Genomic DNA, 26327 nt, shown 5'->3' on the forward strand with positions numbered 1-26327 from the left:
TAAAATGCACTGATTGTTTTTATTTATAGGTTATTTTGTTAATTTTTTGTTTCATTGATATAGTTTCATGTAATTTAATTACACCGAATATCAATTGAAACAGTTTTGCATCAAATTAACAACACACCTATATCAATAATGGGCATAGATCACATTTTTTAGTTCTTCCTCCCCCTTTTATCATCCCTGCTCCTATAGTCAGGCTTCTATTTGGTCTCCCTGCAACACTCTCTGTATCCATATAAAAAGGGTTATTACCGATGAAGAAATCATTTTTTAAAGTTGCGGCATTATCTGTTGCACTCTTTTCCGCCAGCGTCATGGCAAAAGAATACGAAATCGTCAACGTCGTCAAAGTCTCCGGGATTCCGTGGTTTAACCAGATGGATAAAGGGGTTCAGCAGGCGGCAAAAGATCTGGGCGTAAATGCGTATCAGGTCGGTCCTTCCACGCCGGATCCGGCTCAGCAGGTAAAAATCATTGAAGACCTGATTGCCAAGAAAGTCGATGCTATCACCGTGGTGCCGAATGACGTAACTGTTCTTGAGCCGGTCTTTAAGAAAGCCCGCGAACAGGGAATTATTGTGCTGACTCACGAAGCACCGGACGGCCATAACGCCGACTGGGATATCGAAACTATCGATAACGATGCTTATGCCAAAGCAACCATGGATGAACTGGCGAAAAACATGGGCGGCAAAGGCGGCTATGTGATTTATGTCGGCTCCCTGACAGTTCCTCTGCACAACAACTGGGCAAACCTGGCGGTTGAGTATCAGAAGAAAACCTATCCGGAAATGTTTGAAGTGACCAGCCGTATGCCGGTTGCGGAAAGCATTGATGCCTCTTTCGCGGCGACCAATGACCTGATGAAAGCCCATCCTGAAATGAAAGGGATTGTTTCTTACGGTTCACTGGGCCTGATTGGTGCCGGTGAGGCCATCAAGAAAAAACGTGCGAAAAACAAAATCAGCACCGCGGGTATCCTGATGCCTGCACAGGCTGCACCGTATCTGAAAGGCGGCGAAATCAAGAAAGGTTTCCTGTGGAACCCGGCTGATGCGGGTTACGCGCTGGTGTCTGTCTCCAAAGATATGCTGGACGGCAAAAAAGTGACCGACGGTGTGGAAGTCAAAGATCTGGGTAAAGCTGAAATCGATACTCAGAAACAGGTGATTAAATTCAATAAAATCCTGGAAGTTGACAGCAATAACGCCACCTCGCTCGGTTTCTGATCCTTCTTTATTTTTTGTTAAAAAGGGCAGCATCCGTGCTGCCCTGTCATGGGCTGGTATATGTCAAAAGACGCACTGATTACCTTAAAACAGGTTTCCAAACACTTCGGCTCCGTCATTGCACTCGATAATATAAATCTGACGTTTAACCGGGGTGAGGTTCATTGTCTCGCCGGCAAGAATGGCTGCGGCAAAAGTACCTTATTCAAGGTGATCTCCGGGGTCCATCCGCCGGAAAAGGGCGCAGAAATTATTATTAACGGGCAGAGCTACAACAGGTTAACCCCGCAGCAATCTATTGAGCAGGGTATCCAGGTGATTTACCAGGATCTCTCGCTCTTTCCTAACCTGACTGTTGCTGAAAACATTGTGATTCAGGAACATGTTAAGTGGTACAAAGGGCTGGCCAACCGCCGCCGCCAGATGAAACAGGCGCAGGAAATTATCAGCCGTATTGGCTTGTCCCTGCCCCTGCATAAACGTGTTGAACAACTTTCCATTGCTGAATGTCAGCTGGTCGCTATCTGCCGCGCGATGGCAAATGATGCCCGGCTGGTGATTATGGATGAACCGACAGCCTCACTGACGCGCAGTGAAGTCAATCAGCTGATCCGCGTGGTCGCTGATCTGAAAGCCAACGGCGTCACCGTGGTGTTTGTCAGCCATAAGCTGGATGAAGTGATGGAAATTTCCGACCGGATCTCCGTGATCCGCGACGGGAAACTGATCGGAACGTATGATGCGGATAAGATGAACAGTGATGAGCTGGCGTATCTTATGACCGGTCAGCGTTTCGAGTTCACACCGCTTTCTGCGTACAACACCGTGGGACTCTTACGTCTCAGCGCAGAGAAACTGACAAAACAACATCAATTTTATGATATTGACCTGAAGCTGCATGCCGGTGAAGTGGTCAGCATTACCGGGCTGCTCGGTTCCGGGCGCACAGAGTTGTGTCTGTCACTGTTCGGCATGACGAAACCGGACAGCGGCACCCTGCTGATCAACGGTTCACCGGTTAAGCTGAACTCCAACCGGGATGCGATTAACCACGGCATCGGCTATGTGTCGGAAGACCGCATGAGCACCGGGCTGGTGATGGCGCAATCCATTCACGACAACACCACCTCGGTGGTGCTGCCGCGTCTGACCCGCAAAGGCGGGCTGCTCGACCATACCCGGGCGCATGACCTGGTCAGTAAGCTGATTGAGGCACTGCAGATAAAAGTGTCCGACCCGGCACTGCCGGTTACCAGCCTGTCCGGCGGAAATGCCCAGCGTATTGCTATCGCCAAATGGATTGCGGCGAAACCGGATATTCTGATCCTCGATTCCCCGACAGTCGGCGTGGATGTCGCCAATAAAGAGAGTATTTATCAGATCATCAGAATGCTGGCCGCCGAAGGCATGGCGATTTTAATGATCAGTGATGAAATTCCTGAAGTATTCTATAACAGTCACCGGGTCATTGTGATGAAAGAAGGTCGTTTTACCCATGAGTTCAATCCGTTAACCACAACGGAGCAGGCAATCACGGAGGCGGTTAATGCTTAAGTCATGTCGTCATCTGTTTGCACATCATGAGTTCTGGCTGGCGGTATTAATTGTGCTGCTCAGTGTGTTTCTCAGCATCACCAATGAAGATTTTATGACATTGGGCAATGTGTTTGATATGACCACCAGCACCGCCATTCTGGCGATTATGGCCTGTGGTCTGTTTGTGGTGCTGGTCTCCGGCGGGATTGATATCTCCTTCCCGGCCACGGCGGCCACCGCGCAGTATGTGATGGCTACTTATGTGCTGTCACAGGGTGGTAACTTCTTTATCGCCTTTGCTATCGCGGCGGTTGTTGGTTTACTGCTGGGGCTGATCAACGCCCTGCTGATTTACCGCCTGAAAGTGCCGTCTATTATTATCACCATTTCCACCCTGAACATCTTTTTCGGCCTGCTGATCTATTTCACCAACGGCGAATGGCTGTACGGTTTCCCGGAGTGGTTTATGGATGGGGTTGAGGTGATGTCATTTACCGGCAGCGACGGTTATGACTACGGCCTGTCCCTGCCGATCCTGACCCTGATTACCGTGATTATTTTCACCGGTTTTCTGATGAGCAAAACCCGTATCGGCCGTCAGATTTATGCGGTCGGCGGTAATGCGGATGCCGCGAAGCGTGTCGGTATCAGCATTCTCGGCGTGATGCTGTTTGTTTACGGCTATATGGGCGCGCTGGCAGGAATTGCTTCTGTGGTGCAGACACAAATCACTCAGTCCGTTGCACCGAATGCCCTGATGGGCTTTGAACTGACAGTGCTGGCAGCCGTGGTATTAGGCGGTGTCAGTATGACCGGCGGCAAAGGCTCTCTTACCGGGGTTATCCTCGGGGTTGCCCTGCTGGCAATTGTCAAAAACGGCCTGACCCTGGCCGGTGTACCGTCTTACTGGCACACCGTGCTGACCGGGCTTATCATTGTTATCAGTATCAGCTTCACCGCGTATAACGAAAAACGCCGTGCCGCTGCCGGAGGTCATCTGTCATGATGTCAATGCTGAATCTGCGGAGTGACCGCAACATTATTTACCTGCTGGTGATCATGGCCGCTATCCTGCTGTTGCAGGGAATGTTTAATGCAGGCGCGTTTTTCTCTGTTTCCAACTTCCAATCAATGACGTCCCAGATGCCGCTGCTCGGTATGCTGGCGCTGGCGATGTCTGTCTGTATGCTGACCGGCGGGATCAACCTGTCCATTATCGCGACCACCAATGCCTGCGGGCTGGTGATGGCGAGTGTGATGGCGATGAGCCCGGGTGACGGCGCCATGTTACTGCCTGCCCTGCTGGCCGGGCTGGTCACTGCCGTGATTATCGGTCTGATTAATGGTTTTCTGATTGCGTTTGTCGGAGTGTCTCCGATCCTCGCCACCCTCGGGATGATGACCTTAATCAACGGCCTGAATGTGCTGATTTCCGGCGGTACCGTGATCTCCGGCTTCCCGCCGTCACTGCTGTGGCTCGGTAACGGTACCCTTCTCGGGATCCCGATGCCGCTGATCCTGTTCCTGCTGTTTGCGTTCCTGCTGTGGGGATTGCTGGAATATACGCCGCTCGGCCGTACCGTTTATCTGATGGGTTCTAATGAAAAAGCAACGCGCTTTTCCGGCCTGAATACACAGAAAACCATTATGGCAGTGTATGTGATTTCATCTGTTCTGTGCTGGGTGGCCGCGATTATTATGATGGCTAAGTTTAACTCCGCCAAAGCAGGATACGGAGAATCTTACCTGCTGATCGCTATTCTCGCCTCTGTGCTCGGCGGTGTGAACCCGGACGGCGGTTTCGGACGCATTATCGGCATTGTACTGGCTCTGTTTGTCTTACAGATGCTGGAAAGCGGCCTGAACCTGCTGGGTGTCAGCAGCTACCTCATCATGGCGCTGTGGGGCGGTATTCTTATCTTATTTATTGCATTGCAGAAAGCCCGGTCATAAGGGAGCGGATTATGAGTGTCTATTTTATTGGTGTGGATGTCGGGAGCGGCAGCGCCCGGGCCGGGGTTTTTGATGCTGCCGGACGCAAAAAAGGCGAAGCAAAGCGGGATATCCGTCAGTTCAAACCACAGGCGGATTATGTGGAACAATCCTCCGATGATATCTGGCGCAGTGTGTGCCTCGCGGTAAAAGATGCGGTGGCACAGGCACGTATCGACCCGATTCAGGTCAAAGGCCTCGGTTTTGATGCCACCTGCTCCCTGGTGGTGCTGGATAAACAGGGTCAGCCGCTGACGGTCAGCCCGACCGGCCGCAGCGAGCAGAACATTATTATGTGGATGGATCACCGGGCTATCAGTCAGGCGCAGCGGATCAATGACACCAAACATCCGGTGCTGGCGTATGTCGGCAACCGCATCTCGCCGGAGATGGAAACACCGAAACTGTTATGGCTGAAGCAGAACATGCCGACCACCTGGGCGAAAGCGGGCTATTTCTTTGATCTGCCGGATTTTCTGACCTGGAAAGCAACCTATACCAACAGCCGGTCACTCTGCTCCACCGTGTGTAAATGGACCTACCTCGGCCATGAAGATCGCTGGGATACCCATTTCTTCCGCCAGATTGGCCTGGAAGATCTTCTGGAAAACGATGCGCAGATTATCGGCCGCGAAATCCGCCCGATGGGTGAGCCGGTCGGTAACGGTCTGACACCAAACGCAGCGGCAGATCTGGGGCTGATTCCGGGCACGCCGGTTGCCACCTCGATTATTGATGCCCACGCCGGCGGGATCGGCGTGCTGGGTGCCGCAGATGCCACCGGCGCACAACCGGATTTCAACACCCGGCTGGCGCTGATCGGCGGTACCTCATCCTGTCATATGGCGGTATCCAAAAATGCCCGCTTTATCGACGGGATCTGGGGTGCCTATTACAGTGCCATGATTCCGGGTTACTGGCTCAATGAGGGCGGACAATCCGCAACCGGCGCACTGATCGACCATATGATCACGTCACACCCGCAGTACAATGACGCGAAAAAACTGGCTGAACAGAACCAGCAGACGGTGTATCAGCTCCTCAATGACCGCCTGCTGGCACTGGCGGGTTCAAAAGAGGATATCGCCCTGCTGACACGGCATATCCATGTGCTTCCTTATTTCCACGGCAACCGCTCGCCGCGTGCAAACCCGAATCTGCGCGGCGTGGTGACCGGTCTGCGTATGACACAAACCCTTGATGATCTCGCGCTGATTTATCTGGCGACCATCCAGGCGATTGCGCTGGGCACCCGTCATATCATTGAAGAGATGAATAAAGCCGGATATGCCATTGATACCATCATGGGTTGCGGCGGCGGCACCAAGAACCCGATCTTTATTCAGGAACATGCTAACGCCACCGGATGCGCCATGCTGCTGCCGGAAGAGAGCGAAGCGGTTCTGCTGGGTTCGGCCATGCTCGGCTCTGTGGCTGCGGGCTTTTATGCCTCTATCCCGGAAGCGATGCAGGCCATGAGCCGGATCAGCAAAACGGTGACACCGCAGACTGAGAGCATCAAACAGTTTTATGATGCCAAATACCGCGTATTCCATCAGTTGTATCATGATGATCAGCGTTACCGGCAACTGATGTCCGAAGTATAATATTCTGGTTTTATCTGCAGAGGCGCGTTTTTTTAACGCGCCTTTTTCTTTGCCTCTGATTTGACCCTCATCACAAAATCACTGCGCAATCCTGTTGCTTATAACCTGCATGAGTGCACAATTCTGTTGCTTTTCGTGATAATCCTCACAGTTTACAGGGGTAACGCGTGTGTCACCTTCAGGGTTTCCATCGGCACTTCCGTTTTAACGCTTTGAATACTTGGGATTTGTGTCAGATGATCGGCATGAAAGCGGCGGTATGAGGTCAGGTCTTTGGTCACAATGCGGATCATCGCATCGCATTCACCGGCCATCAGATGACACTCCACAATCTCCGGCATTTCATTAATGGCCGCAACAAAATCATTGATAGTCTGTGCGTCCTGCCCCTTAAACCAGATACGGGCATAGAGCATCAGCCCAGCGCCTATCTTGCTGCCGTCCAGAATCGCCGCATAGCGCCTGATAACGCCGGTTTCCTCCAGACGACGTACCCGTCTCAGACAGGGTGACGGAGAGAGCCCCACTTCGCGTGCCAGCTCCACATTCTGCATTCTGCCGTTACGTTGCAGCTGGTCCAGGATCCGCCGATCCATCTTATCCAGTTCAATTGACATTTAAATCACCACCTGACAGTTTTCGCGCAATAATATTGCTAAGAATAGTTTTTTCGGGTCAATTTAACAACCTAATTTCCCACGAAGCCCCGTATAATTTGCATAACAAATCAGGACGTCACAATATTGAATTAAATTCTTAATATTCAACAAATTGTGAATTATTCATATATTTTTTGAACTTGGGGTGTCGTATGGTCATAAATACATTGATGGTGTTTGGCGCAACCGTGTTACCCATTGTATTTGCTCCCGGACCCGATATTTTATTCGTTTCATCACAAGGTCTCGCCAGCGGTTCCCGCGCGGCACTGAAAGCCAACATGGGCGTGCTGCTGGGTTACGGTATGCATTCCATTCTGGCGGCATTCGGGCTGGCAGCCGTTGTGGTGGCATCCCCGGTTCTGTTTAACGGCATGCGCTGGTTCGGCGTGGCCTATATTGCGTATCTGGCTTTCCGTATGGTGATGTCTGCCATGCACAAGAGCGAAATGCCGCCGATGCAGCCGGCAGCAAAATCGGTTATCACCAAAGGCTTTTTTACCAGCTTCCTGAACCCGAAAGGCCTGCTGGTCTACTTTGCTATCCTGCCGAACTTTATTTCCGGCAGTGAGAGTGTTGCGATGCAGTCCCTGTTGTTATCCGGTGTGTATATCGCCAGCTGTGCCATTGTTTACAGCGGTGTGGCACTGATTTTCGGCCAGATGAGCAAAGGGGAATATAACGACAAACGCCGCCGTATCGGTGAAGGCGTTGCCGGGGGATTACTGGCCACCGCTGCAATGAGCCTGGCATTCAGTTAATCTGAGAAAAGTCAGCGCAATCAGCAAAACGGGCACTGAAAAGTGCCCTTTTTAATATCCGCCGGTTGTCTCTTCAAGCAGGTCGTTGTGATAATCGGACAATACTTTGAGAACAAACGCTGCTGTATCGCGTTCCGCTTCTCCGGTGGCTGCCAGTATGGTCAGCTTGACCAGTTCCATAGAGACATTAAGTTCAACGCCGTTCAGTATCAGAAACACACTGGCTGCCTGGAAAGCCGTTCTTTTATTTGCATCATTAAAAGCATGCGCTTTGGCAATTGAAATCAGGTACATGGCAGAGAACTTAAAAATATCCTCACACTCCTCATAATCCCGCAATGCCTCAATACGGGATAACGCCCCTTCCAGTTTGCTGAGATCCGGTTTACCGCTGTTCGGCAGTGTTGAGCGCTGTATTTCAACCACTTCATCAACTGTCAGAAATCGGATAGTCATTATTTGTCTTCCAGCGCTCTGATGATGTCAGCGTGTTTTGTTTTCGTTCTTGCCAGTGCCTTCTGGAAATCGGTCAGATTTTTACCGGCAATATCCGAAAGCTGCCCGGTAATACGCAGCATCTCTTTCATTGCATCTGAATTCACCGCAGCCTCAAGCTGAGCCGACGCTTTACGCACCGTTTCGATAAAATCCGGGGAAGGCAGAACAGATTTTACCGCCTCCTCCATTTGCCGGAGCTGATTTATGGTATCCGCCGGAAACAGTGTTTCCGGTTTACCGGCAAAATACTCCGCCGCCGGTTCTTCTGCTCTGCATGATGACAGGACAGTGCCGGAAATCACTACATCCGGCTTTCCGCGCTGGGTGATTGTCACGTTCTCGCCATTCCTGAGACTGTCCAGGATAGCGGAAAGCTCCGTTCTCATCATGGTGTAGGATACATTTTTCATAATAACAACCTGTACATGTACACATTTGTCCGGATAATAGCCCGGATCCTGAGTTATGACAATGCATACCGGATGTTCAAATCACCCCTGTGTTTTCTTCAGTACATGACACAGCTGCCCCAGCACTTTCATGGCGTTATCCAGCCGCTCATTCCATTCAAATGAGCAGTTCAGGCGGAAGGCGTGATTAAACTGGTCACTGGTGGAAAACATCGAGCCGGGCGCGATGCTGATCTGTTCATTGAGTGCCATACGGTACAGTTTGACGGCATCAAACGGTGGTTCAAATTCCAGCCAGAGGAAATAGCCGCCCTGCGGGCAGTTGACCTTCACATCTGACGGGAAATATTCGCTGATGGCATACAGCATCCGGTGCTGGCGCTGCTCCAGCTGCTGACGCAGTTTTTTCAGATGCGCATCATAACCGCCCTGACCGAGATATTCCGCAATCGCCTGCTGTGTCGGCATACTGGCGGATACCGTACTCATCATCTGTAACTGCTGGATTTTCCGGGCATGTTTACCGGCCGCCACCCAGCCGACGCGGAAGCCCGGCGCCAGACATTTGGAAAACGAGGAGCAGTGGAAGAAATTGTTATCTTTATCCAGGCTTTTCGCCGGTTGCGGCGCATTGCTGCCAAACCAGAGCTCACTGTAGACATCATCCTCTATCAGCGCGATTTCATGCCGCGTCAGGATCTCCACCAGCCGCCGCTTGTTTTCCGGCGGCATGGTGCCGCCGAGCGGGTTCTGGAAGTGCGTCATCAGCCAGCAGGCTTTGATATCATAGCGCCCTGCCACCTCTTCCAGCGCATCAAGGTCAATCCCGGTCTGCGGATCGGTTTTGATCGCCACCGCTTTCAGGCGCAGACGTTCAATTGCCTGCAATGCGCCGTAAAATGCCGGTGATTCAATCACCACCCAGTCCCCCGGTTCTGTGACCGCCTGTAAGCTCAGTGACAGAGATTCCATTGCTCCGGCGGTGATGACAATATCATCCGGTGAGACATGGATCCCCTGTGCGGCATAGCGCCGGGAAATATTACGCCGCAGTTTTTCATTGCCGGGCGGCATATTGACCACCGCGCTCTGCGGTGCGATGCGACGGGCCACTGCACCCAGCGCTTTGGAGAGCTTCGGCTGCACCAGCAGCGAAGGATCGGGGAATGCCGACCCGAACGGAATAATGGCCGGGTCTTTGCAGGCCTGAAGGACATCAAACAGCGAGGCGTTGATCTCCACATTTTCACTCAGGTGCATACCCAGACCACCTTTGGCCTGGGCAAACGCCGGGGCGCGTTTGGCGACAAAATACCCGGACTGCGGACGGGCCACCACCCATCCCTGGCTCTCCAGTAACTGATACGACTGTACGACAGTCATCAGGCTCAGTCCCGACTGTCTGGCACTTTCCCGTAATGACGGCAGCCGGTCACCAACCTGCCAGATATCATCTTCGATCTGCTGTTTTATCTGCTCTGCTAACTGTTCGTAGCGTGTCATGGAGCGCTCTCCGTAAAACTGTTATGGACATCTCATGACTAATTGTCACTATTATACTTTAGCAACTCATGGTGTACTGTGCCACACATTTCATCTGCGTAATTATCATTTACATAGCTATAACAACGAGAGGTCACAATGTTTGGGTTAAGTGCCCTTGAGCTTGCGCGAATTCAGTTCGCCTTCACTGTGTCGTTTCATATCATTTTCCCTGCAATCACCATCGGCCTGGCGTCATTCCTGGCGGTGCTTGAGGGGATGTGGCTGAAAACCCGCAATGAGGATTACAAAAAGCTCTTTCATTTCTGGTCAGCCATCTTTGCCGTGAATTTCGGCATGGGGGTGGTTTCCGGTCTGGTGATGGCCTATCAGTTCGGTACCAACTGGAGTTTCTTTTCTGAGTTTGCGGGATCAATCACCGGTCCGCTGCTCACTTATGAAGTACTGACTGCGTTCTTCCTGGAAGCCGGTTTCCTCGGCGTGATGCTGTTCGGCTGGAACCGTGTCGGTGAAAAGCTGCACTATTTCGCCACCTGCATGGTTGCGCTCGGCACACTGATGTCCACTTTCTGGATCCTGGCTTCCAACAGCTGGATGCAGACCCCGCAGGGGCATGAAGTAATAAACGGTGTTGTGGTGCCGGTGGACTGGTTCGCGGTGATTTTCAATCCGTCCTTTCCGTACCGCCTGCTGCATATGACAACCGCCGCATTTCTGGCATCCGCCTTCTTTATCGCTGCTTCTGCCGCCTGGCATCTGCTGCGCGGCAACAAATCCGGTGCCATGAAAAAGATGTTCTCCATGTCATTGTGGCTGATTGTGGTTCTCGCACCGCTCCAGGCACTGATTGGTGATGCACACGGGCTGAACACACTGAAACATCAGCCGGTTAAGGTAGCGGCAATGGAAGGTCACTGGGAGAACAAACCCGGGGAGGCCACACCGCTGATCCTGTTTGGTATTCCGGATAATGCACAGGAAAAAACCCGCTATGCCGTGGAAATTCCCGGGCTGGCCAGCCTGATCCTGACACACAGCCTTGATAAACAGGTGCCCGCACTGACCGAGTTCCCGCCGGAAGACAGACCGGACAACGTGTTCGCCGTGTTCTGGTCATTCCGCGTGATGGTCGGCTTCGGCATGCTGATGCTGCTGGCTGCCGCACTGAGCCTGTGGCTGCGTTACCGGGGGCGTTTATATGATTCCCGGCCTTTCCAGCGCTTTATGTTATGGATGGCACCGTCCGGGCTTATCGCGATTCTCGCGGGCTGGTTTGTGACTGAAATCGGCCGCCAGCCGTGGGTGGTTTACGGATTACAGCGCACGACAGATGCCGTTTCAGCACACGGTGAGATGCATATGAGCATCAGCCTGCTGATCTTCTTTATTGTTTATGGTTCTGTGTTTGGTATCGGCTACATCTATATGATGAAACTGATCCGCAAAGGTATCGCGCCGGAGGTGTCTCATGGGCATTGATTTACCCCTGATTTGGTTCGTCATTATTATATTCAGTACGTTGATGTATATCGTAATGGACGGATTTGACCTCGGTATCGGCATCCTCTATCCCTTTGTGAAAAGCAATGCTGACCGCGACCTGATGATGAACAGTGTCGCCCCGGTCTGGGACGGTAACGAAACCTGGCTGGTGCTGGGCGGGGCCGCGTTGTTCGGTGCTTTCCCGCTGGCCTATGCCGTGATTCTGGATGCACTCGCCATTCCGCTGACACTGATGCTGGTCGCGTTAATCTTCCGTGGTGTGGCTTTTGAATTCCGCTTTAAAGCAGATGAACATCACCGTTATTTCTGGGATCGCGCGTTTCTGATCAGCTCAGTTATCGCCACTTTTGTGCAGGGTGTAGTCGTCGGCAGCGTGATTGAAGGTTTTCCGGTTGCAAACCGCGCCTTTACCGGCGGTGCCTTTGACTGGCTGGCGCCGTTCCCGCTGTTCTGCGGTTTCGGTCTGGTGATCGCGTATGCCCTGCTCGGCTGCGGCTGGCTGGTGATGAAAACGGAAGGTCATTTACAGCAGCAGATGTATAAGGTGCTGAAACCTCTGACCCTGGTGATGCTGGCGGTACTGGCCGTGATCAGTCTGTGGACACCGCTGGCGCATGACACCATTGCGGCGCGCTGGTTCAGCTTCCCGAATATTCTGTTCTTCCTGCCGGTACCGCTGCTGGTGCTTGTCTGTGCCGTTGCGCTGTTCCGCAGTGTCAGCCGTCATCTGCACTATACGCCGTTTTTTGCGGCACTCGGCCTGGTTTTTCTGGGTTTCACCGGACTCGGTATCAGTATCTGGCCGATGATTATTCCGCCGGTGATCGATTATGAAATGGCCGCCGCCCCCGGCGAAAGTCTGAGCTTTATGCTGGTTGGCGCTTTATTCATCATACCTGTGATCCTGGTATATACCTGGTGGAGTTATTATGTCTTCAGAGGAAAAATCACCCATGACCAGGGCTACCACTGAGTCTGCCGCAGCGGCCCCCTGGTGGAAAAAATCCGCCTGGATGGTCGCTATCTGGGCAGGCAGTGTTCTGGCATTGTTTGCAGTCTCATCGCTTTTCCGCTTATTAATGACGGCGGCGGGAATGAAAGTAAGATAGTCGTCATGTCTCATCAGTAAGTACCTCATCAGTACGTCATGCACTGTGTAAGCAGCTGCATTGCCCGGCACACCGTACCCCCATACGGTGTGCTTTTTTAAATAATTTTATTGATAATGATTACCATTCTTCTGAATTCCTGATACACTCCGCGAAATAGATATAACGAAACTAATAACAATAGAACGGAGAATTGCGCATGAGCCGGAAAAAAAATATCTACCGCCCTGCACCGCCGCGTCTGATTCAGGTGAAATCCTTTACCGACGTCACCCCCAATCTGCGCCGCATCACCTTTACGGCTGAGTCACTGGATACCTATCCGGCAGATTGCGAAGGTGGTCACCTGAAGCTGTTTATTGCCAAAGATGCGCCGAATCCGCCTGCTCTGCCGGTATTGTCCGATAAAGGACCGGTCTGGCCGGAAGATAAACCACGGCCGACCGCCCGTACCTATACCGTGCGTGCGATCCGCCCTGAACTGAAAGAAATCGATATTGAATTCGCTATGCATGATGATGCCGGTCCGGCGGTGGATTTCGCCAGAAATGCCAAACCGGGTGATTATATCGGTATTACCAATCCCGGCGGACCGGATCCGCTGCTGCCGGTGGCGAAACACTACTATATGGCAGCTGATTTAACAGCACTTCCCGCTGTTGCCGCGCTGCTGGAAAAAATGCCTGCAGAGGCTCAGGGCAATGTGGTGATCCGCATCGATCACGCGGATGACCAGCAGGTGCTGAACAAACCGGCGGGTATCACCCTGCACTGGGTGACCGGCGGCACAGAGAAAACCGCTGAAGTCACCGCACTGTTTAAAAGCTGGCCGGTCGCCGATGTGACAGAGTGTACGTTCTGGATTGCCGGAGAGGATGCGATGGTCAGGGATCTGCGCCGCTATGTGCGCCGTGAGCTGAACGGGGAACACAGTCAGATGTATGCGATCCCGTACTGGCGTTTCGGTTACGATGAGGAAGGTTATCACCGCCTGCGCCATGATGTGATGGATGCTGACGACTGATAATAAACAGGCTGCGGCGGTGTCTGCCGCCGCAGCCCCTGTACTCAGTTATAAGCCTGCAATGCCCGCAGACAGAGTGACGAACGCACACAGTCATCCTGCGTGAAAGACACCACTGATACCATATCGTCATCCCGGAAACGGCGCAGCACATCGGCCAGCCCGGACGGGACATTGCCCGGTAAATCACACTGACTGACATCACCGTTGACAATCACTGTCACATTCTCCCCCATCCTGGTCAGGAACATTTTCATTTGTGTGACAGTTACGTTCTGTGCTTCATCGAGGATCACCACCGCATTCTCAAAGGTTCGTCCGCGCATGTAGGCAAACGGTGCAATTTCCACCTTACCTATCTCCGGACGCAGACAATACTGTAAAAATGAAGCCCCCATCCGTTTCACCAGAACGTCATACACCGGCCGGAAATACGGCGCGAATTTTTCACTGATATCTCCGGGCAGAAAGCCCAGATCCTCTTCCGCCTGTAACACCGGACGGGTGACAATAATCCGCTCGATTTCCTTATTGATCAGTGCATCTGCCGCCAGTGCGGTACTGATAAAGGTTTTGCCGCATCCGGCCTCGCCGTTGGCAATAATCAGTTGTTTATGCGCTATCGCTCTGATGTATTTATCCTGTGCATCATTTCGCGGTAAAACAGCACTGTTGTCGCGTTTTTCCCGCGCCATGCCGATAGCTTCCACCCCGCCCGCCGGGATAAAAACCGCCACATTATCATCATTAAAACGTGCCCTGCGCGACTCTTTCCGGCTCATTCGTTTTGCCTCTTTGCGTGCTCTGACTACCGCTTTTTGTCTGCCCATAATCTTAATCCTGTTGATTTCTGATGACGGAATAACTGAAACAGTGAGTTGGCAACCGGCGGCTCCCTTCAAGCCATGAGTGAACATTCAGATAAAAAAAAAGCCGGTGATAAATCCGCCCTGTTGTTCAGGGTATTTATCACCGGCCGGTACTGTCGTTCGTCTGTATGTCGCATTCGTTATCCTCAGATGACAAACTAAAGCGAACACTAAACTGACTTTGTGACAGTATAATGACAATACTTTCTTTTCAGCAATTAAAATCGGCGGATATTTAACATTTTTGCCACATTTCTGTTATCCGCCGCACATCAGCGTGCTTTGCAGTTCTTCGCCATACTATAGCCTGCGGCCTGTGCAGAAGCGGCATCAGGGAACATTTCAACATTTTTACTGCTGATCCGGTTATAGCCCGGGCAATCCGGAAAGTGGTAAATCTTACTGTTACGGTTACCGCGGATACGCTGATTTTCAGACTTTTTTTTCTGCCTGCGGCGGTACGTTTACCGGTGTCACCGGCACGGACGGCAGGCGGGTAAAAATACCGTCAGCACTGTTGATATGCCCCGGCTCCCAGCGGCGTTCGCCGGTCACAAACGGGTTTGACTGCCCGGTAACCGCACGGATACGGCGATCCCGTTCCCGCTCGGCGGCAGACGGCGGAAATTCGCTGTCCCACACCATCAGTAATTTCTGCTGCTGTTCTGACATTGCCAGATCGTAGCGGTCATGCATATAGAACCAGACCCGCGCCACCTCGCCTTTGACTTCATCGCGCGGCTCGAAAACCCGCTGCTTAAAATCCACCCGGCTGGTGCACTGCCCGTAGCTCTGTGAACCGGCGCCGCGTGCGATCCCGTAACGAAAATTACTGCGATCCCCGTTGACTTCGCCGACAGACGGCGCCAGGTTGTGGAGATCTGCTTCCATTGCACGGAAGACCGGGTCCTCACTGACACAGTTTTTGCGCCCGCCGTTCTGCCAGCACTGACGCTGATGCCCGAACACCCAGGCAGGAACAATATGCTCCCACTCAATCCGCTCTGCGCGGGTCAGCTGTGACCGTACACGGTAACCGCAGCTGTTCAGATCCACCCGGCCGCCGGATTTTCCGGTCCACTCCCACTGACAGCCGCAATACAGTGTTCCTTCCCCCTGCGGGTTACGGTTCTGGTCGTAATAAATTTTTTCACGGGCCACTATTTTGGCCTCGTCAAACCGTTCCGGCGCAGCTGCAAATACCGCAGACGTAATAACACACAACAAGAATAATGAAACACGAAATGATTGAAAAATACGCATATAAATCATAAACCAACAGAATACCAGGGGTGGCAATTATGCCACGCCGTGCGGGAATTATCGCCACAGATTTTTTATTAATCTGTCAATCCGCCGGATAAGACAATTTCAGGGTGTTTTTTTACAGAATGGTTTTAATTCAAAACGTTATACTACGCAGCCATCAATACGAATTCCGGAGAATAACGATGCATCCGCTGGTCGATGAGATGATAGAAGAAATAGTCGGCACCGCCTGTGCCTACGATGATAATGAGGTTGATGTCCGTGTGCAGGAAAGCCGCAACCGGGTGCAGATTCAGATTAGTGTGACCGATAAACCGGTTATGGACATTATCCTGAATCTGACCCGTATCAGTTAAACGCGCGGACGCTTGCGGTACAACCACAAACCGGGAACAGACAGCCCGATAGACAACGCGCCGACCACAAAGCCCGCCCGCAGGAAATTGCTCACCAGCATCTCCAGCAGTTCCGGGGTAAAACCGGACTGTGACAGTTTGATCACCGCCAGCATTGCCATATAGGCATTAATACCCGGAAACATCGGGATTATGGCCGCTACGGTAAAGACTTTCGGGTGTGCCAGCCACCAGCGGGACCACTGAATACCGATGATCCCCACCAGCACCGATGCCCAGAATGTGGCGGCAACGATGTCAAAACCGGCGGCAATCAGCATAAACCGGCTGCCGTGACCTATCGCCCCCAGCAGTGCGCAGTATTTCAGTGCCCGTTTCGGCACGTTGAATACCATGGCAAACCCTGCCGCCGGAATAGCTGCCAGCAGCATATCCTGCGCCAGTGCAGCCAGAAAAGAGAGTACCGTCATCATATCCAGTCCCTCAGGCTGCCGAGTGTGATCGCGGTAAAAATACCGATACAGGTTGCCAGGGTGAGCAGGCTTGCCATCGCCCAGCGGGCAAGGCCGGTGTTAACATGCCCTTTGAACATGTCCGCAACCGCGTTGATCAGCGGAAAACCCGGCACCAGCAGCAGCACACTCGCCGCCATAGCAATGCCGGACGTTGCCGAAAACAGCGGAATTTTCAGCATCATTCCGGCCACCATCGTGGCAACAAACGCCGTAAAACAGAAGTTAATCAGCGGGTTCATATGCCGTGCGGTCAGCACCTGACGGACATACATCGCACAACCGCTGGCGGCAAAGGTAATCACCGCCCCGTCCCAGCCGCCGTTATTCAGCTTACAGAAACAGGCACAGGACAGCGCCACCATCAGCACCATCACCCAGCGCGGATAGCGCAGTGGTTTCATATGAGCGAATTTTTTCTGCACCCCTTTGCAGTCAAGATGACCGTGCTCCGCGAGGATCACCACATGCTGCACTTCTGTGACGATATGCATATTAATACCGCGATCGACCACCTTGCGGGTGGATGTCAGGCAATGCCCGTCAATGATCGTGGTCAGCACAATGGCATTCGCCGAGATGGCGCAATCCACCTGGTCAGCTCCCAGAGCCTTCCCTGTCCGTCCCGCCAGCTCCTCCACCAGCATGCTTTCCGCACCGTGCTGTAACAGCAGCAACCCGCACTCGATACACAGGCGGGTGATAGCCCGCTGCATATCCTGTGTAATCTCTTTCCCCTGTCCCATAATTTTACCGTTAACCGTTGATGGTCCGACTTTCCCGCTATTCTAATTCTTTGTATTAACAACTCACTGGGTTTGATCAATAGTTTGATAATAAATAGTCTTACTATGCCGTAATTGCAGTATGGCAGGGAAACAGGCTATTGAGCAATCCTGCGCGGCGTGGTTAAATCAGGACATATCACTGCCACAGGAGCCTGTATCTGTTATGTCATCCACCCCGTCACCATTAACCCCGAAAGGGCAGCGCCGCCGTCATGCCATTCTCACCGCCGCTGCGGATGTTTTTATCCTTCATGGTTACGAAGGCACGACTCTGGATATGATAATTGAACAGTCCGGCGGGTCACGTTCCACTCTGTATACCTCTTTTGGCGGGAAAGAAGCATTGTTTCTGGCCGTTATAGACCATCTTATCAGCGGAATTTTTGAGGATAATGAAGAGGAAAAACCGGAAACAGCACCCGATGCAGAGACACTGTTATACACCAGCGGCAGACGCTACCTGTACAGTATTGTTCACCCGCAGTCACTCGGCTTATATCAGCTGATTCTGGCGGAATCACAACGCTTCCCGCAAATCAGTGAACAATTTTACCGCGCCGGTCCGCTGCGTGCCGCACAACAACTGGCGGCCGGGCTGAAAGCACTGCCCGGCATCACCGCGACTGAGGAAACATTGCTGGCCGTTGCCGCCCGTTTTCTGGAAATGCTGAAAGCCGACCTGTATCTGCCGGTTTTCAGTCATCGTCATAACAAGCCAACGGCGGAATTTATTGAAAAACAGCTGCCGTTATCTGTGGAGATAACGGCCTGTTACCTCCGCCACACATTAACCCCCCAATGAGCAGCGGTTATCATTAGCATCTCCCTTCAGGCGGTCACTTCTGCCGCCTTTGCCCGCGCCGCTGCCATGTCATCAGCAACAAACACCGGCACACCGTAGACTGCACCGGCCATCGGCGCGAATTTCTCCAGCTCCGCTTTATCCCCGGTTTCCTGATTGACCGTCAGGATCATCACATTGCAATATGCCGCCATTTTCTCTTTTCCGGTTTTCAGCCAGCGGCGGACATACTTACGCGCATCCATATCTTCCTGTGTATCCGGCTTTTCCGGCCCGTCTTTCGGCGGGTAAATTAATGCGAACGGTGTCTGCTTGTCCAGCAGCGCATCCAGCTCTTTCACCCACTGTTCTGTTTGTGCCATATTTTCCGGGAATGACTGCATTATCACCACCGGGAAGGCGCCTGTATCCATATGAACAAAATTAACTGCTGACATAATAACTCCGTAACCCTTTTTGTATTTATCAGTACATTATTATTCCGGCAGAAACCTGTCAACAAATAAGAATGCGTTTCAATTGCATCAGCACAAATTGCGCATTATCTGCCCGCAGGTGCCGGGCTGTGTTATTCTTATGCATAAAGTAAGTAATTATTCTGAGATTCATCTTATTCTTATATATATTCCATGATATTTCGGGGCATATTGATTAATTATTCATATCCGTTCCTGCCTACAACATAAGGTCTATAATGAAAAAGCTGACACTAATTACCCTGGGATGCCTGTTCTCTGTTACTGCTTTTGCTGCCAATGCCAGCAAAGTCTGTGATGAATATTTCACTGAAATCGACGAAATGGTCAAACTGGCAGAGCAGGAAGCCAAAGGTGATGCTGATGCGACTGCACAGATCACTGCCATGAAACAGCAGCTGGAAACCGCAAAAACACAGATTAAATCTGTACCGGAAGAGACTCAGGACATGGCGTGTCAGCAGGGCCTTGATGCACTGAAGGAATTCAAAGCATCGATGGCGAAACAGTAATTCTGTTTTCACGAAAAAGGTCCGCGTTTGCGGACCTTTTGGTTTTTATCGTTATACTTAATATTCAGCGGACAACCAGTACGGAAACCTGCGCATGTGCCACAATCCCGGAGGCGGTTGACCCCAGCAGATGGGTTGAAATACTCGGGTGACGCGAACCGACAACAATCAAATCAGCATGGATCTCTTTTGCTTTTGCCAGCACTTTATCTCTCGGCGTGCCGTAATCCACAAAATAACTGACCTGCTCTGCCGGTAAATCCACTTTTTCGGCAATCGCTTTTAACTCATCTTTTGAACGGGCAACGGCTTTTTCCGCAAATGAGTTCAGCAATTCATAGTGGTAATTATAGCTTATTGAGAATTTCGAAATATCCGGTACAGAGTGAAACAACATCAGTTTCGCCTGTGACATCTTTGCCAGATAAATCGCGTGTTTCAGGGCATTACTCGTCAGTACATCTTCTGTCACATCAATAGGAACTAATATCGTTTTATACATACCATCCCTCATTGTCAGTTCAATGTGTATTTGAATTAAGTATAGGCAATAAACAGGAAACCGCCGTGCCGGGATAAAATTTCACTGCCTTTTTATGATTTTGTGTTTTCTATCCGGAAAAAAATCCGGCTATACCACGTATTATTCCTCTGTATTTTCGTATGAGACAGGCAGATAACCAGCAAGAAGAGAATGATTCTTTTATGAGTAGCGGGGATGACGGCAGGAAGAACAAAAAATACCGGTGGCATCATCGATACCACCGGATACAGATTACATCAGCGGACAACCATTACTGAAACCGGTGCGTAACGGACAACACCGCCGGCAGTCGAGCCCAGCAAATGAGTGGAGATATTCGGACGGCGGGAGCCGATAACAATAATATCGGCTTTTACCTCTTCCGCTGCCTGGATAATTTCATCACGCGGCGAACCGAACGTAATAGTGTAAGCAAGACGCTCCGGCGGCAGATCAATAGAATCCATCAGCATATGAAGATCTTCTTCCGCTTTAATGGTCGCTTTATCTTTTATCTCCATATAACCCAGCGCATACGCATTAATAATCGCGGATGAGATCGGCAGGACATGGACAATATGCAGCTTAGCCCCTGTTTCTTTCGCCAGATAGAGTGCATGGCGGACAGCCTTACTGGTCAGTTCTTCTTCTGAAATATCGATAGGAACCAAAATTGTATTATACATACTGCCTCCTTGAATAAATCATGCGATATATTGTCACTATATTAAACAGAGCGAAAAATATCTGTGAGATTGATACCGTTAACTCTTATTACCCGGCATTTCTGTTATCAGGCGGTTACGGATTAACCGCACATAATCAATAATTTCATGAGCAGTTAATCCGGCAGGGCCGATACCGGCGGCCACACATTCATCTGCCGCCGCGCCGTGCAGCCAGACCCCGCCACAAACCGCTTCCTGCACCGGCAGCCGTTGTGCCAGCAGACTACCGATAATACCGGATAGCACATCCCCGCTGCCGGCAGTCGCCAGCCCGCGGTTACCACTGTGATTACACCATAGCTCACCGTCCGGTGAGGCAATCAGGCTGCGGTGCCCTTTCAGCACCGCCCAGCAGTGATACTGAGCTGCCAGCGCCAGCACTGCCGCCGGGCGATCCGCCTGAATATCCGCCACGGTGGTATGCAGCAGACGGGCGGCTTCCTGCGGATGCGGGGTTATCACACAGTTATCATCCAGCGCGATACCCGGCGTGGCGGCCAGAATATTCAGTGCATCCGCATCCAGCACCTGTGGTTTACCGGTCTGCATAAACGCCGCTTCCGCCAGCGCCCGGCTCTCTGTACTCTGCCCCAGTCCCGGACCGGTAACCTGTGCGGTCAGCGCCGGATCATCCGCAAGGGCGCGGGCAGTACGCAGCATCAGCTCCGGTGCATTCTCAACAAACGGCACCGGCAACTGCGGCTGATTAAACCCCAGGATCACTTTGCCGCATCCGGTTTTCAGGGCGGCACATCCGGCCAGAATAACCGCACCGGTCATTCCGGCCGCCCCGCCGGTGATCCCGAGGGTACCGAATGTGCCTTTATGACTGTCTTCCGGGCCCGGTGTTTTTAATGCCGGGTAATCGCGGGTTATGGCATTGATATCAATAATATTCATATGATTATTTTGCCTTTTTCAGCGGATAATGAACGCACCCTGTTTATCAGCATAACGGGAAAATAAAAAAGAAGGTAGAGCAGTGACGGGCAGATCTGGTATTCTTTGCGGCTGATATATCCGGGACTGATAAATATAACGGTTGAGGTTAACCATGAATAACGCATTTAAAACTGAAAACGATACTGAAACACTGGCTGCGGAAGTGACCTGCTTAAAAGCACTGGTGACATATTTACTGAAGGCGGTGGGTCAGGCGGATGCCGGCCGTATTATCGTCAATATGGAACGCCAGATCAGCGAAATTGATGATGAGCATCTGTCAGGTACCTTTAAAAATACCATTGCCCAGATTAAAACTGAGTACCGGAAATAATTTCCGGCCTGGCAATTAATGCTGTCCGGGGATAATGCAACGAATCGCTAAAGAGAGAGGCCGCTGTTTGTGTCAGGATAATGTTCCTGTACTAAATACCCTTTCTTTTTTATTTTCGTTTCTGTCCGCACGCTGTTATACAACGTGCGGACTTTTTTTATGCTGTACGGTTATTTCTGTTCCGTTTTCATTTCTTTCAGCAGGCGGACAGCAAATAATCCGAGTATTACCACACCAGCCACCAGCACACCCCATAACAGCCAGGTTTTCCAGGCAAACGGCGGCGGGGCTTCCGGTTCAGGCAGTAACTTCGCTTCCCCGCCCAGTGTGACCACTTTTTCTGACACATCAGCCCGCGGAATCGCATCCTGACTATTCAGATTATTGCCCGGCAGAAGCTGGGACAGCGGTAAAAATACCGCATTGGCATCATGCGCCCCCCATACCAGCAGATACGGCGCAGAGCCCTGGGCGTTGAAGGTCAGATATTGTGCATATTTAACCCCGGTGACCTTCGGTGGTGTCCCGCGCCAGCTGCTGTTAATCGCGGTCAGTCTGACCTGGCGGACCGGCAGATCATTCAGCCGGATGTTACTGTTGCGGTTTTCCGCATCATCCGACACCAGTGAATAAAGCACTTTATTATCCAGCGGCAGCCAGTTCCCTTCTGTACCACTCCGGTATTCTACCCGTACCGGCAGCACCGTATTTTCCCGGTCAATATGAAAATCCAGACGGCTGAGACTCTGGGTATTCGGCAGACTGTAAATCATACTGCCGTCAGTGTCCTCCGCAGGCACAAAATCAAAACGGTTCACCTCACGGCGCTCCACAGTCCGGGAACTCATCCCTTCTGCGGTGGTGATTTGCGGTGGTGCCTGATTGTTATCTCCGGTAACGGAAAGCAGCCAGTATTTCGCCCTGCTTTCATCACCGCTGATATAGCCCGGAATTTTTATCTGCTGTGCCAGCAGCGTATCCTCACCGGATTTCAGATCCATCAGCGGCACATCGAGGATCACCGGCGACCAGTTCTGTTTGTCATCGCTGCTGAACAGTGAGGCTTTGGCCTGCATATTACCGGTCTGCTGCGGCCAGTTCAGTGTGACTTCCCGCAGCGGCAGCGGGAGCTGCTGTTTGTTATCCGGCACCAGCAGGTAAGTCGCGGTGGACGGACGCGCCAGGCTGTCCGCATTATCATTGTAAATCGTCAGTTCTGTACCGTTATCCGCTTTCAGGCGGATTTTGCGGTTGCCATCCTGCTCTTCCGTCCGGCTTTGTGACAGCGGATAGATAACGAAGCGGACACGCGCGCTTTCATCTTGTACCTGCTTCGCCGCCGTCAGTGACATCGGCACCGGCGTACCGGAGCTGTCAAAGATACGGATATCCCGCAGATCCGGCCAGGCACTGTTGAGCCAGACATTATCCGGGACTGTCAGCCGGTAAAATGGGGCATTCTCCGCCCGGAGCTGTAATTCCGCCCCCTGATTAAAATCATTCAGTGTCTTCGCCGGGGTATCCGCCCGCGAAAGGGTCGTCACCGATGTCAGCACCGCCGCCAGGAGCACAGCCCCGGTATGCCATTTGCGGCGCAGTGCCGCCTTTTTACCTGTGATCATCAGTTATCTTCCTTATTATTCTGTATGTCAGTGCCTGTTTTCGGCGGTAACGGCGAGAAATATCCCACAACCAGTATCAGCAGTGCCACCCCGATAAATGCACCGGCTCTGGCAAGCCCGCTGCTCTGGTTCATATCAACCACAAAGAGTTTAATAATCACCACGGCAAAGACAGCCGCCCCGGCCAGCCACAGATGGCGTTTATGCCGGCGGGTTGCGGAGGTCATCAGGATCACGGCAGTCAGTGCCCAGACAATCGCCAGCGTGGTCTGAATAAGACGGGACTGCAGCAGCCCGACGGTTGTCCATGTGGTGCCGTCCACAAAGGCCAGGGCGCGGATCAGAATACCGTTCGCCCACCAGATACCAAGCACAGCGATGGCAATACCCAGGCCGCGCACCACATCTGCCCGGAAATGCACTGCCGGTGTGGTCCGTATCAGCGCATCACGCAGACACCACAGTGCAGCAAGCCCGAACAGCCCGGCTTCATCCAGCGGGTTCAGCAGCGGCACATACTGCCAGAGCGACAGCTGACCATCCTGCATATTTCCGGTAAACAGCGCCAGCCCCAGTAACACAGCCAGCGGATAGGCACTCTGCCAGTACAGCGCGGCATGATTGTCCATCGGCGGCCGGTGCAGGCGCTGCATGGCGTAAAGCACGAAAATCACGCCGCACGCCGACAGCATGGCAATAAAGTAACCCCACTCTTCCATACCCCACGGCAGCTGCATTTCTGCCCACATCACTTCGGCGGCGACCAGGCCGATGACGGTCCAGAGTGATGCGCCATGCATCAGATTGCTGACAATGCGCGGTGCCTGTTCCGGCAGCAGCCGGATAAAGGTGATCATACTGCCGATAACCAGCAGCCAGATAAAGCCGCCGTACAGCGAACCGGCCGCATGTGTTCCGGTAAGGATATAGTCACACAGTATCAGCAGGCTCACTATCCACAGCGCACTGATGCAGTAATACAGCTGAGTCCACTGCACTTTGCGCGCCAGGAAGAACCAGCTCCAGACCGAGATCACAAGCCCGGTCAGCACATATTCCTCACCGGACAGTAATTCACCCGCCGGTGATAACCACGGCAGCATCCACAGCCACGAGAGCCAGGTGATCATGGCCGGGATAATCAGCAGTCCGGAAATCAGTTTGCTGCGATTCATCAGACGAAAATGGTGATGAAGCGCCCCGGCAACCAGCAACCCGCCCCACTGGAAGATATACATCCAGACGCTTTGTTCTGACCAGTAAATAAAGTCCATGCTGTAGAGCAGAGACGCAAACCCGAGCAGCACCAGCCCGGTGGCACTCCAGCCGACAATCCGCTGTTTTTGCAGACAGGCGAACCAGAGTATCGCCAGCCCTTCAATCGTCCAGGCCACGGATGTCCACTGCGGCGACAGTGCCAGCGGTACCGCCAGCGAGATAAAGCCGATACTGAGCAGCAGGAAACCGAGCGACAGGCGCTGCCCGTCAGCACGGAAGCGACGCAGACTGACCACCGCCAGCAGCAGATAAATCAGCCCGAAGGCCAGCGATGACATTGCGGTACCGAGATAGAACGGCTCCGTAATGGCATATTGCAGGGAAAACGCCAGCACCGGCGGCGCAAACAGCAGCACCGAGTCCACCATCAGCTGTTTTCGCCCGTCATCTGTCCGGACATGATGCCGTGCATATTGCTGCGTCAGCAGCCCGTAGACCACCAGATTCAGAATAATGAAGATCTGACAGTTCAGGTAATACTCCGGCTGATAGTTATCCACGCCCCAGATCACACCGACCACAAAGGTAAAGGCGAAACCGGCGATATTCAGCACCCGCCAGCCCTGCCAGTAGTTCATGATCAGAATGGAGACGGAAAGCATCAGATAATAGGAGAACAGCGCGATATAGTTACCGCTGCCGGTGGAGAGCAGCACCGGTGCCGCATAGCCGCCGATCACAGCCAGGACCGCCAGGCTGACCGCGTTCTGTATCACCGCAAAGAAAACAGATGCCAGGCAGATAACCACCATCAGCGGCAGTGCAAAGGCCAGCGGCAGGAACTCATAAAGCTTATAGGCGGCAAATATCGTGATATAAAACGCACCGAGGCTGCCGCCCTGAACAATCAGGCTGTACAGCCGGTTTTTATGGCGGACACACCAGCCGACAACAAAGAGTGTTACTGACAGGATTGCCGCGCCGATCAGACGGACTTCCGGTGTCAGGATATTATTTTCGATACTGAATTTCAGCAGATAGGAGAGGCCGATAAACAGCAGCAGAATACCGATTTTGGCCGGGAGATTGCCGTTAAGCAGCCATTCGAGAATATTGGCCGCCGGGCTTTTGCGCTCCGCCGCTGCAGTATCCGCCGGGAACGGCATTGCCGCCGCCGCGATGACGGGTTCCGGTTCAGAAACAGGATCAGGTTCCGGCACCGGTTCATACTGCACTTCCGGCTCCGGCTGCAGCGGGATCACTTCAGACAGCGCAGCGGCCTGAACGGTGGCCTCCGCTACCGGCTGACCGCCGGTCAGGGCATCCAGTTCGCGGCGCAGTGATTCCGTTTCCTCCGTCAGAACACTGACCTGCAACTTCAGCAGCGTTGTGCGCCGCAGCGCCGCAACAGCAATAAACGGCGTCACAACAATGAGCGCCACTAACACAAAACCCCAGAAGAGTAATGAATCCATGTTTATCCTGTTTTTCAGTCTTTAACTTAGAGTGTAGACAATTTTTAATTTCCGTTATCTCACA

27 protein-coding genes and 1 pseudogene are annotated in these 26327 nt (G+C 52.3%); 14 read left to right on the top strand and 14 right to left on the bottom strand.

Features of this window, described 5'->3' with window-relative positions; translation table 11 throughout:
• Nucleotides 1–260: 260 nt before the first annotated feature.
• The 5 genes from JL661_RS09820 to JL661_RS09840 are packed head-to-tail and all read left to right on the top strand — an operon-like array spanning nt 261 to nt 6370.
• Complete coding sequence (locus JL661_RS09820; RefSeq protein ID WP_062771709.1) at nt 261–1235, top strand: substrate-binding domain-containing protein; 975 nt, start codon at nt 261–263, stop codon at nt 1233–1235.
• A gap of 60 nt (nt 1236–1295) precedes the next feature.
• The gene (locus JL661_RS09825; RefSeq protein ID WP_062771807.1) at nt 1296–2789 is read left to right on the top strand and encodes a sugar ABC transporter ATP-binding protein; all 1494 of its coding nucleotides are present in this window, start codon (nt 1296–1298) and stop codon (nt 2787–2789) included.
• A complete protein-coding gene (locus JL661_RS09830) occupies nt 2782–3777 on the top strand; it encodes an ABC transporter permease (protein ID WP_024472941.1) in 996 nt (331 codons plus the stop codon). Before JL661_RS09825 ends, JL661_RS09830 begins: the two co-directional genes overlap by 8 nt.
• On the top strand, nt 3777–4724 hold the full coding sequence (locus JL661_RS09835) for an ABC transporter permease (protein ID WP_197708807.1): 948 nt from the start codon (nt 3777–3779) through the stop codon (nt 4722–4724). The genes JL661_RS09830 and JL661_RS09835 overlap by 1 nt, the downstream gene beginning before the upstream one ends.
• An 11-nt stretch (nt 4725–4735) precedes the next feature.
• Complete coding sequence (locus JL661_RS09840) at nt 4736–6370, top strand: FGGY-family carbohydrate kinase (RefSeq protein ID WP_062771712.1); 1635 nt, start codon at nt 4736–4738, stop codon at nt 6368–6370.
• 152 nt (nt 6371–6522) lie between these two features.
• On the opposite strand, the gene JL661_RS09845 is transcribed toward JL661_RS09840, so the two are convergent.
• Nucleotides 6523–6987: an Lrp/AsnC family transcriptional regulator gene (locus tag JL661_RS09845; RefSeq protein WP_004237343.1), complete on the bottom strand. Its 465-nt coding sequence runs from the start codon at nt 6985–6987 to the stop codon at nt 6523–6525.
• 194 nt (nt 6988–7181) lie between these two features.
• Here JL661_RS09845 and JL661_RS09850 point away from each other — a divergent pair, with 194 nt between their 5' ends.
• Nucleotides 7182–7790, top strand: a complete 609-nt coding sequence (locus JL661_RS09850; protein ID WP_004237344.1) for a LysE family translocator — start codon at nt 7182–7184, stop codon at nt 7788–7790.
• A 51-nt stretch (nt 7791–7841) separates the two neighbouring features.
• Here JL661_RS09850 and JL661_RS09855 read toward each other — a convergent pair whose 3' ends face one another.
• The 3 genes from JL661_RS09855 to JL661_RS09865 form a co-directional block, all read right to left on the bottom strand.
• Nucleotides 7842–8246, bottom strand: coding sequence for a type II toxin-antitoxin system death-on-curing family toxin (locus JL661_RS09855; protein WP_004239490.1), 405 nt, complete (start codon nt 8244–8246; stop codon nt 7842–7844).
• Nucleotides 8246–8698 carry a type II toxin-antitoxin system Phd/YefM family antitoxin gene (locus tag JL661_RS09860; RefSeq protein WP_036420608.1) on the bottom strand — a complete coding sequence of 151 codons (453 nt, stop codon included), beginning with the start codon at nt 8696–8698 and terminating at the stop codon, nt 8246–8248. Before JL661_RS09860 ends, JL661_RS09855 begins: the two co-directional genes overlap by 1 nt.
• Before the next feature lie 81 nt (nt 8699–8779).
• Nucleotides 8780–10201, bottom strand: a complete 1422-nt coding sequence (locus JL661_RS09865) for an aminotransferase-like domain-containing protein (protein ID WP_032098240.1) — start codon at nt 10199–10201, stop codon at nt 8780–8782.
• A 138-nt stretch (nt 10202–10339) separates the two neighbouring features.
• On the opposite strand from JL661_RS09865, the gene JL661_RS09870 reads away from it, so the two are divergent.
• The 4 genes from JL661_RS09870 to JL661_RS09885 all read left to right on the top strand — a co-directional run bounded on the left by JL661_RS09870 (nt 10340) and on the right by JL661_RS09885 (nt 13837).
• Nucleotides 10340–11680 carry a cytochrome ubiquinol oxidase subunit I gene (locus JL661_RS09870; protein WP_062771715.1) on the top strand — a complete coding sequence of 447 codons (1341 nt, stop codon included), beginning with the start codon at nt 10340–10342 and terminating at the stop codon, nt 11678–11680.
• Nucleotides 11670–12677, top strand: coding sequence for a cytochrome d ubiquinol oxidase subunit II (gene cydB, locus JL661_RS09875; protein WP_004237347.1), 1008 nt, complete (start codon nt 11670–11672; stop codon nt 12675–12677). Before JL661_RS09870 ends, cydB begins: the two co-directional genes overlap by 11 nt.
• Nucleotides 12658–12813: a DUF2474 domain-containing protein gene (locus JL661_RS09880; RefSeq protein ID WP_073970162.1), complete on the top strand. Its 156-nt coding sequence runs from the start codon at nt 12658–12660 to the stop codon at nt 12811–12813. The genes cydB and JL661_RS09880 overlap by 20 nt, the downstream gene beginning before the upstream one ends.
• A 199-nt stretch (nt 12814–13012) precedes the next feature.
• Nucleotides 13013–13837, top strand: a complete 825-nt coding sequence (locus tag JL661_RS09885) for a siderophore-interacting protein (protein WP_218480968.1) — start codon at nt 13013–13015, stop codon at nt 13835–13837.
• 44 nt (nt 13838–13881) lie between these two features.
• On the opposite strand, the gene phoH is transcribed toward JL661_RS09885, so the two are convergent.
• Both phoH and JL661_RS09895 read right to left on the bottom strand, forming a co-directional pair.
• The gene (gene phoH / locus JL661_RS09890; RefSeq protein ID WP_004237350.1) at nt 13882–14667 is read right to left on the bottom strand and encodes a phosphate starvation-inducible protein PhoH; all 786 of its coding nucleotides are present in this window, start codon (nt 14665–14667) and stop codon (nt 13882–13884) included.
• Nucleotides 14668–14978: 311 nt separating this feature from the next.
• Nucleotides 14979–15978: pseudogene (locus JL661_RS09895) on the bottom strand (endonuclease).
• A 179-nt stretch (nt 15979–16157) separates the two neighbouring features.
• Here JL661_RS09895 and JL661_RS09900 point away from each other — a divergent pair.
• The gene (locus tag JL661_RS09900; RefSeq protein ID WP_004237352.1) at nt 16158–16331 is read left to right on the top strand and encodes a hypothetical protein; all 174 of its coding nucleotides are present in this window, start codon (nt 16158–16160) and stop codon (nt 16329–16331) included.
• On the opposite strand, the gene JL661_RS09905 is transcribed toward JL661_RS09900, so the two are convergent.
• Nucleotides 16328–16801 (bottom strand): threonine/serine exporter, encoded by a 474-nt coding sequence (locus JL661_RS09905; protein WP_024472934.1) that lies wholly within the window; start codon nt 16799–16801, stop codon nt 16328–16330. The two genes, JL661_RS09900 and JL661_RS09905, sit on opposite strands and share 4 nt — an antisense overlap.
• Nucleotides 16801–17589: a threonine/serine exporter family protein gene (locus JL661_RS09910; RefSeq protein ID WP_004237355.1), complete on the bottom strand. Its 789-nt coding sequence runs from the start codon at nt 17587–17589 to the stop codon at nt 16801–16803. The genes JL661_RS09905 and JL661_RS09910 overlap by 1 nt, the downstream gene beginning before the upstream one ends.
• Nucleotides 17590–17794: 205 nt before the next feature.
• On the opposite strand from JL661_RS09910, the gene JL661_RS09915 reads away from it, so the two are divergent.
• Nucleotides 17795–18433 (top strand): TetR/AcrR family transcriptional regulator, encoded by a 639-nt coding sequence (locus JL661_RS09915; RefSeq protein ID WP_032098295.1) that lies wholly within the window; start codon nt 17795–17797, stop codon nt 18431–18433.
• 26 nt (nt 18434–18459) lie between these two features.
• Here JL661_RS09915 and JL661_RS09920 read toward each other — a convergent pair whose 3' ends face one another.
• Entirely contained in the window at nt 18460–18870 is a 411-nt protein-coding gene (locus JL661_RS09920; protein ID WP_032098235.1) for a hypothetical protein, read from the bottom strand.
• A gap of 257 nt (nt 18871–19127) precedes the next feature.
• Between JL661_RS09920 and JL661_RS09925 the strand changes: the two genes are divergently transcribed.
• Complete coding sequence (locus JL661_RS09925; RefSeq protein WP_004237358.1) at nt 19128–19421, top strand: DUF5339 domain-containing protein; 294 nt, start codon at nt 19128–19130, stop codon at nt 19419–19421.
• A 64-nt stretch (nt 19422–19485) separates the two neighbouring features.
• Here the strand turns inward: JL661_RS09925 and JL661_RS09930 are convergent, their stop codons facing one another.
• From JL661_RS09930 to JL661_RS09940, 3 genes are all read right to left on the bottom strand, one after another.
• Nucleotides 19486–19923 (bottom strand): universal stress protein, encoded by a 438-nt coding sequence (locus JL661_RS09930; RefSeq protein ID WP_004237359.1) that lies wholly within the window; start codon nt 19921–19923, stop codon nt 19486–19488.
• Between the two features lie 278 nt (nt 19924–20201).
• Nucleotides 20202–20630, bottom strand: a complete 429-nt coding sequence (locus tag JL661_RS09935; protein ID WP_004239509.1) for a universal stress protein — start codon at nt 20628–20630, stop codon at nt 20202–20204.
• Nucleotides 20631–20708: 78 nt separating this feature from the next.
• The gene (locus JL661_RS09940; protein ID WP_062771718.1) at nt 20709–21572 is read right to left on the bottom strand and encodes an NAD(P)H-hydrate dehydratase; all 864 of its coding nucleotides are present in this window, start codon (nt 21570–21572) and stop codon (nt 20709–20711) included.
• Between the two features lie 154 nt (nt 21573–21726).
• Here JL661_RS09940 and JL661_RS09945 point away from each other — a divergent pair, with 154 nt between their 5' ends.
• Nucleotides 21727–21948: a DUF2594 family protein gene (locus JL661_RS09945; protein ID WP_004237362.1), complete on the top strand. Its 222-nt coding sequence runs from the start codon at nt 21727–21729 to the stop codon at nt 21946–21948.
• Nucleotides 21949–22118: 170 nt separating this feature from the next.
• Here the strand turns inward: JL661_RS09945 and JL661_RS09950 are convergent, their stop codons facing one another.
• Together JL661_RS09950 and JL661_RS09955 are read right to left on the bottom strand one after the other, a co-directional pair.
• Nucleotides 22119–23570, bottom strand: a complete 1452-nt coding sequence (locus JL661_RS09950) for a DUF3999 domain-containing protein (RefSeq protein ID WP_062771720.1) — start codon at nt 23568–23570, stop codon at nt 22119–22121.
• The gene (locus JL661_RS09955) at nt 23570–26263 is read right to left on the bottom strand and encodes a DUF2339 domain-containing protein (protein ID WP_062771723.1); all 2694 of its coding nucleotides are present in this window, start codon (nt 26261–26263) and stop codon (nt 23570–23572) included. Before JL661_RS09955 ends, JL661_RS09950 begins: the two co-directional genes overlap by 1 nt.
• Nucleotides 26264–26327 lie beyond the last annotated feature (64 nt).

The organism is Morganella morganii, assembly GCF_019243775.1.
GTDB classification, from domain to species: domain Bacteria; phylum Pseudomonadota; class Gammaproteobacteria; order Enterobacterales; family Enterobacteriaceae; genus Morganella; species Morganella morganii.

Bases quoted from the DNA above. Each gene is read 5' to 3' on its own strand.
- JL661_RS09820 (WP_062771709.1), top strand. From the start codon at position 261: ATGAAGAAATCATTTTTTAAAGTTGCGGCATTATCTGTTGCACTCTTT.
- JL661_RS09825 (WP_062771807.1), top strand. From the start codon at position 1,296: ATGTCAAAAGACGCACTGATTACCTTAAAACAGGTTTCCAAACACTTC.
- JL661_RS09830 (WP_024472941.1), top strand. From the start codon at position 2,782: ATGCTTAAGTCATGTCGTCATCTGTTTGCACATCATGAGTTCTGGCTG.
- JL661_RS09835 (WP_197708807.1), top strand. From the start codon at position 3,777: ATGTCAATGCTGAATCTGCGGAGTGACCGCAACATTATTTACCTGCTG.
- JL661_RS09840 (WP_062771712.1), top strand. From the start codon at position 4,736: ATGAGTGTCTATTTTATTGGTGTGGATGTCGGGAGCGGCAGCGCCCGG.
- JL661_RS09845 (WP_004237343.1), bottom strand. From the start codon at position 6,987: ATGTCAATTGAACTGGATAAGATGGATCGGCGGATCCTGGACCAGCTG.
- JL661_RS09850 (WP_004237344.1), top strand. From the start codon at position 7,182: ATGGTCATAAATACATTGATGGTGTTTGGCGCAACCGTGTTACCCATT.
- JL661_RS09855 (WP_004239490.1), bottom strand. From the start codon at position 8,246: ATGACTATCCGATTTCTGACAGTTGATGAAGTGGTTGAAATACAGCGC.
- JL661_RS09860 (WP_036420608.1), bottom strand. From the start codon at position 8,698: ATGAAAAATGTATCCTACACCATGATGAGAACGGAGCTTTCCGCTATC.
- JL661_RS09865 (WP_032098240.1), bottom strand. From the start codon at position 10,201: ATGACACGCTACGAACAGTTAGCAGAGCAGATAAAACAGCAGATCGAA.
- JL661_RS09870 (WP_062771715.1), top strand. From the start codon at position 10,340: ATGTTTGGGTTAAGTGCCCTTGAGCTTGCGCGAATTCAGTTCGCCTTC.
- cydB (WP_004237347.1), top strand. From the start codon at position 11,670: ATGGGCATTGATTTACCCCTGATTTGGTTCGTCATTATTATATTCAGT.
- JL661_RS09880 (WP_073970162.1), top strand. From the start codon at position 12,658: ATGACCAGGGCTACCACTGAGTCTGCCGCAGCGGCCCCCTGGTGGAAA.
- JL661_RS09885 (WP_218480968.1), top strand. From the start codon at position 13,013: ATGAGCCGGAAAAAAAATATCTACCGCCCTGCACCGCCGCGTCTGATT.
- phoH (WP_004237350.1), bottom strand. From the start codon at position 14,667: ATGGGCAGACAAAAAGCGGTAGTCAGAGCACGCAAAGAGGCAAAACGA.
- JL661_RS09900 (WP_004237352.1), top strand. From the start codon at position 16,158: ATGCATCCGCTGGTCGATGAGATGATAGAAGAAATAGTCGGCACCGCC.
- JL661_RS09905 (WP_024472934.1), bottom strand. From the start codon at position 16,801: ATGACGGTACTCTCTTTTCTGGCTGCACTGGCGCAGGATATGCTGCTG.
- JL661_RS09910 (WP_004237355.1), bottom strand. From the start codon at position 17,589: ATGGGACAGGGGAAAGAGATTACACAGGATATGCAGCGGGCTATCACC.
- JL661_RS09915 (WP_032098295.1), top strand. From the start codon at position 17,795: ATGTCATCCACCCCGTCACCATTAACCCCGAAAGGGCAGCGCCGCCGT.
- JL661_RS09920 (WP_032098235.1), bottom strand. From the start codon at position 18,870: ATGTCAGCAGTTAATTTTGTTCATATGGATACAGGCGCCTTCCCGGTG.
- JL661_RS09925 (WP_004237358.1), top strand. From the start codon at position 19,128: ATGAAAAAGCTGACACTAATTACCCTGGGATGCCTGTTCTCTGTTACT.
- JL661_RS09930 (WP_004237359.1), bottom strand. From the start codon at position 19,923: ATGTATAAAACGATATTAGTTCCTATTGATGTGACAGAAGATGTACTG.
- JL661_RS09935 (WP_004239509.1), bottom strand. From the start codon at position 20,630: ATGTATAATACAATTTTGGTTCCTATCGATATTTCAGAAGAAGAACTG.
- JL661_RS09940 (WP_062771718.1), bottom strand. From the start codon at position 21,572: ATGAATATTATTGATATCAATGCCATAACCCGCGATTACCCGGCATTA.
- JL661_RS09945 (WP_004237362.1), top strand. From the start codon at position 21,727: ATGAATAACGCATTTAAAACTGAAAACGATACTGAAACACTGGCTGCG.
- JL661_RS09950 (WP_062771720.1), bottom strand. From the start codon at position 23,570: ATGATCACAGGTAAAAAGGCGGCACTGCGCCGCAAATGGCATACCGGG.
- JL661_RS09955 (WP_062771723.1), bottom strand. From the start codon at position 26,263: ATGGATTCATTACTCTTCTGGGGTTTTGTGTTAGTGGCGCTCATTGTT.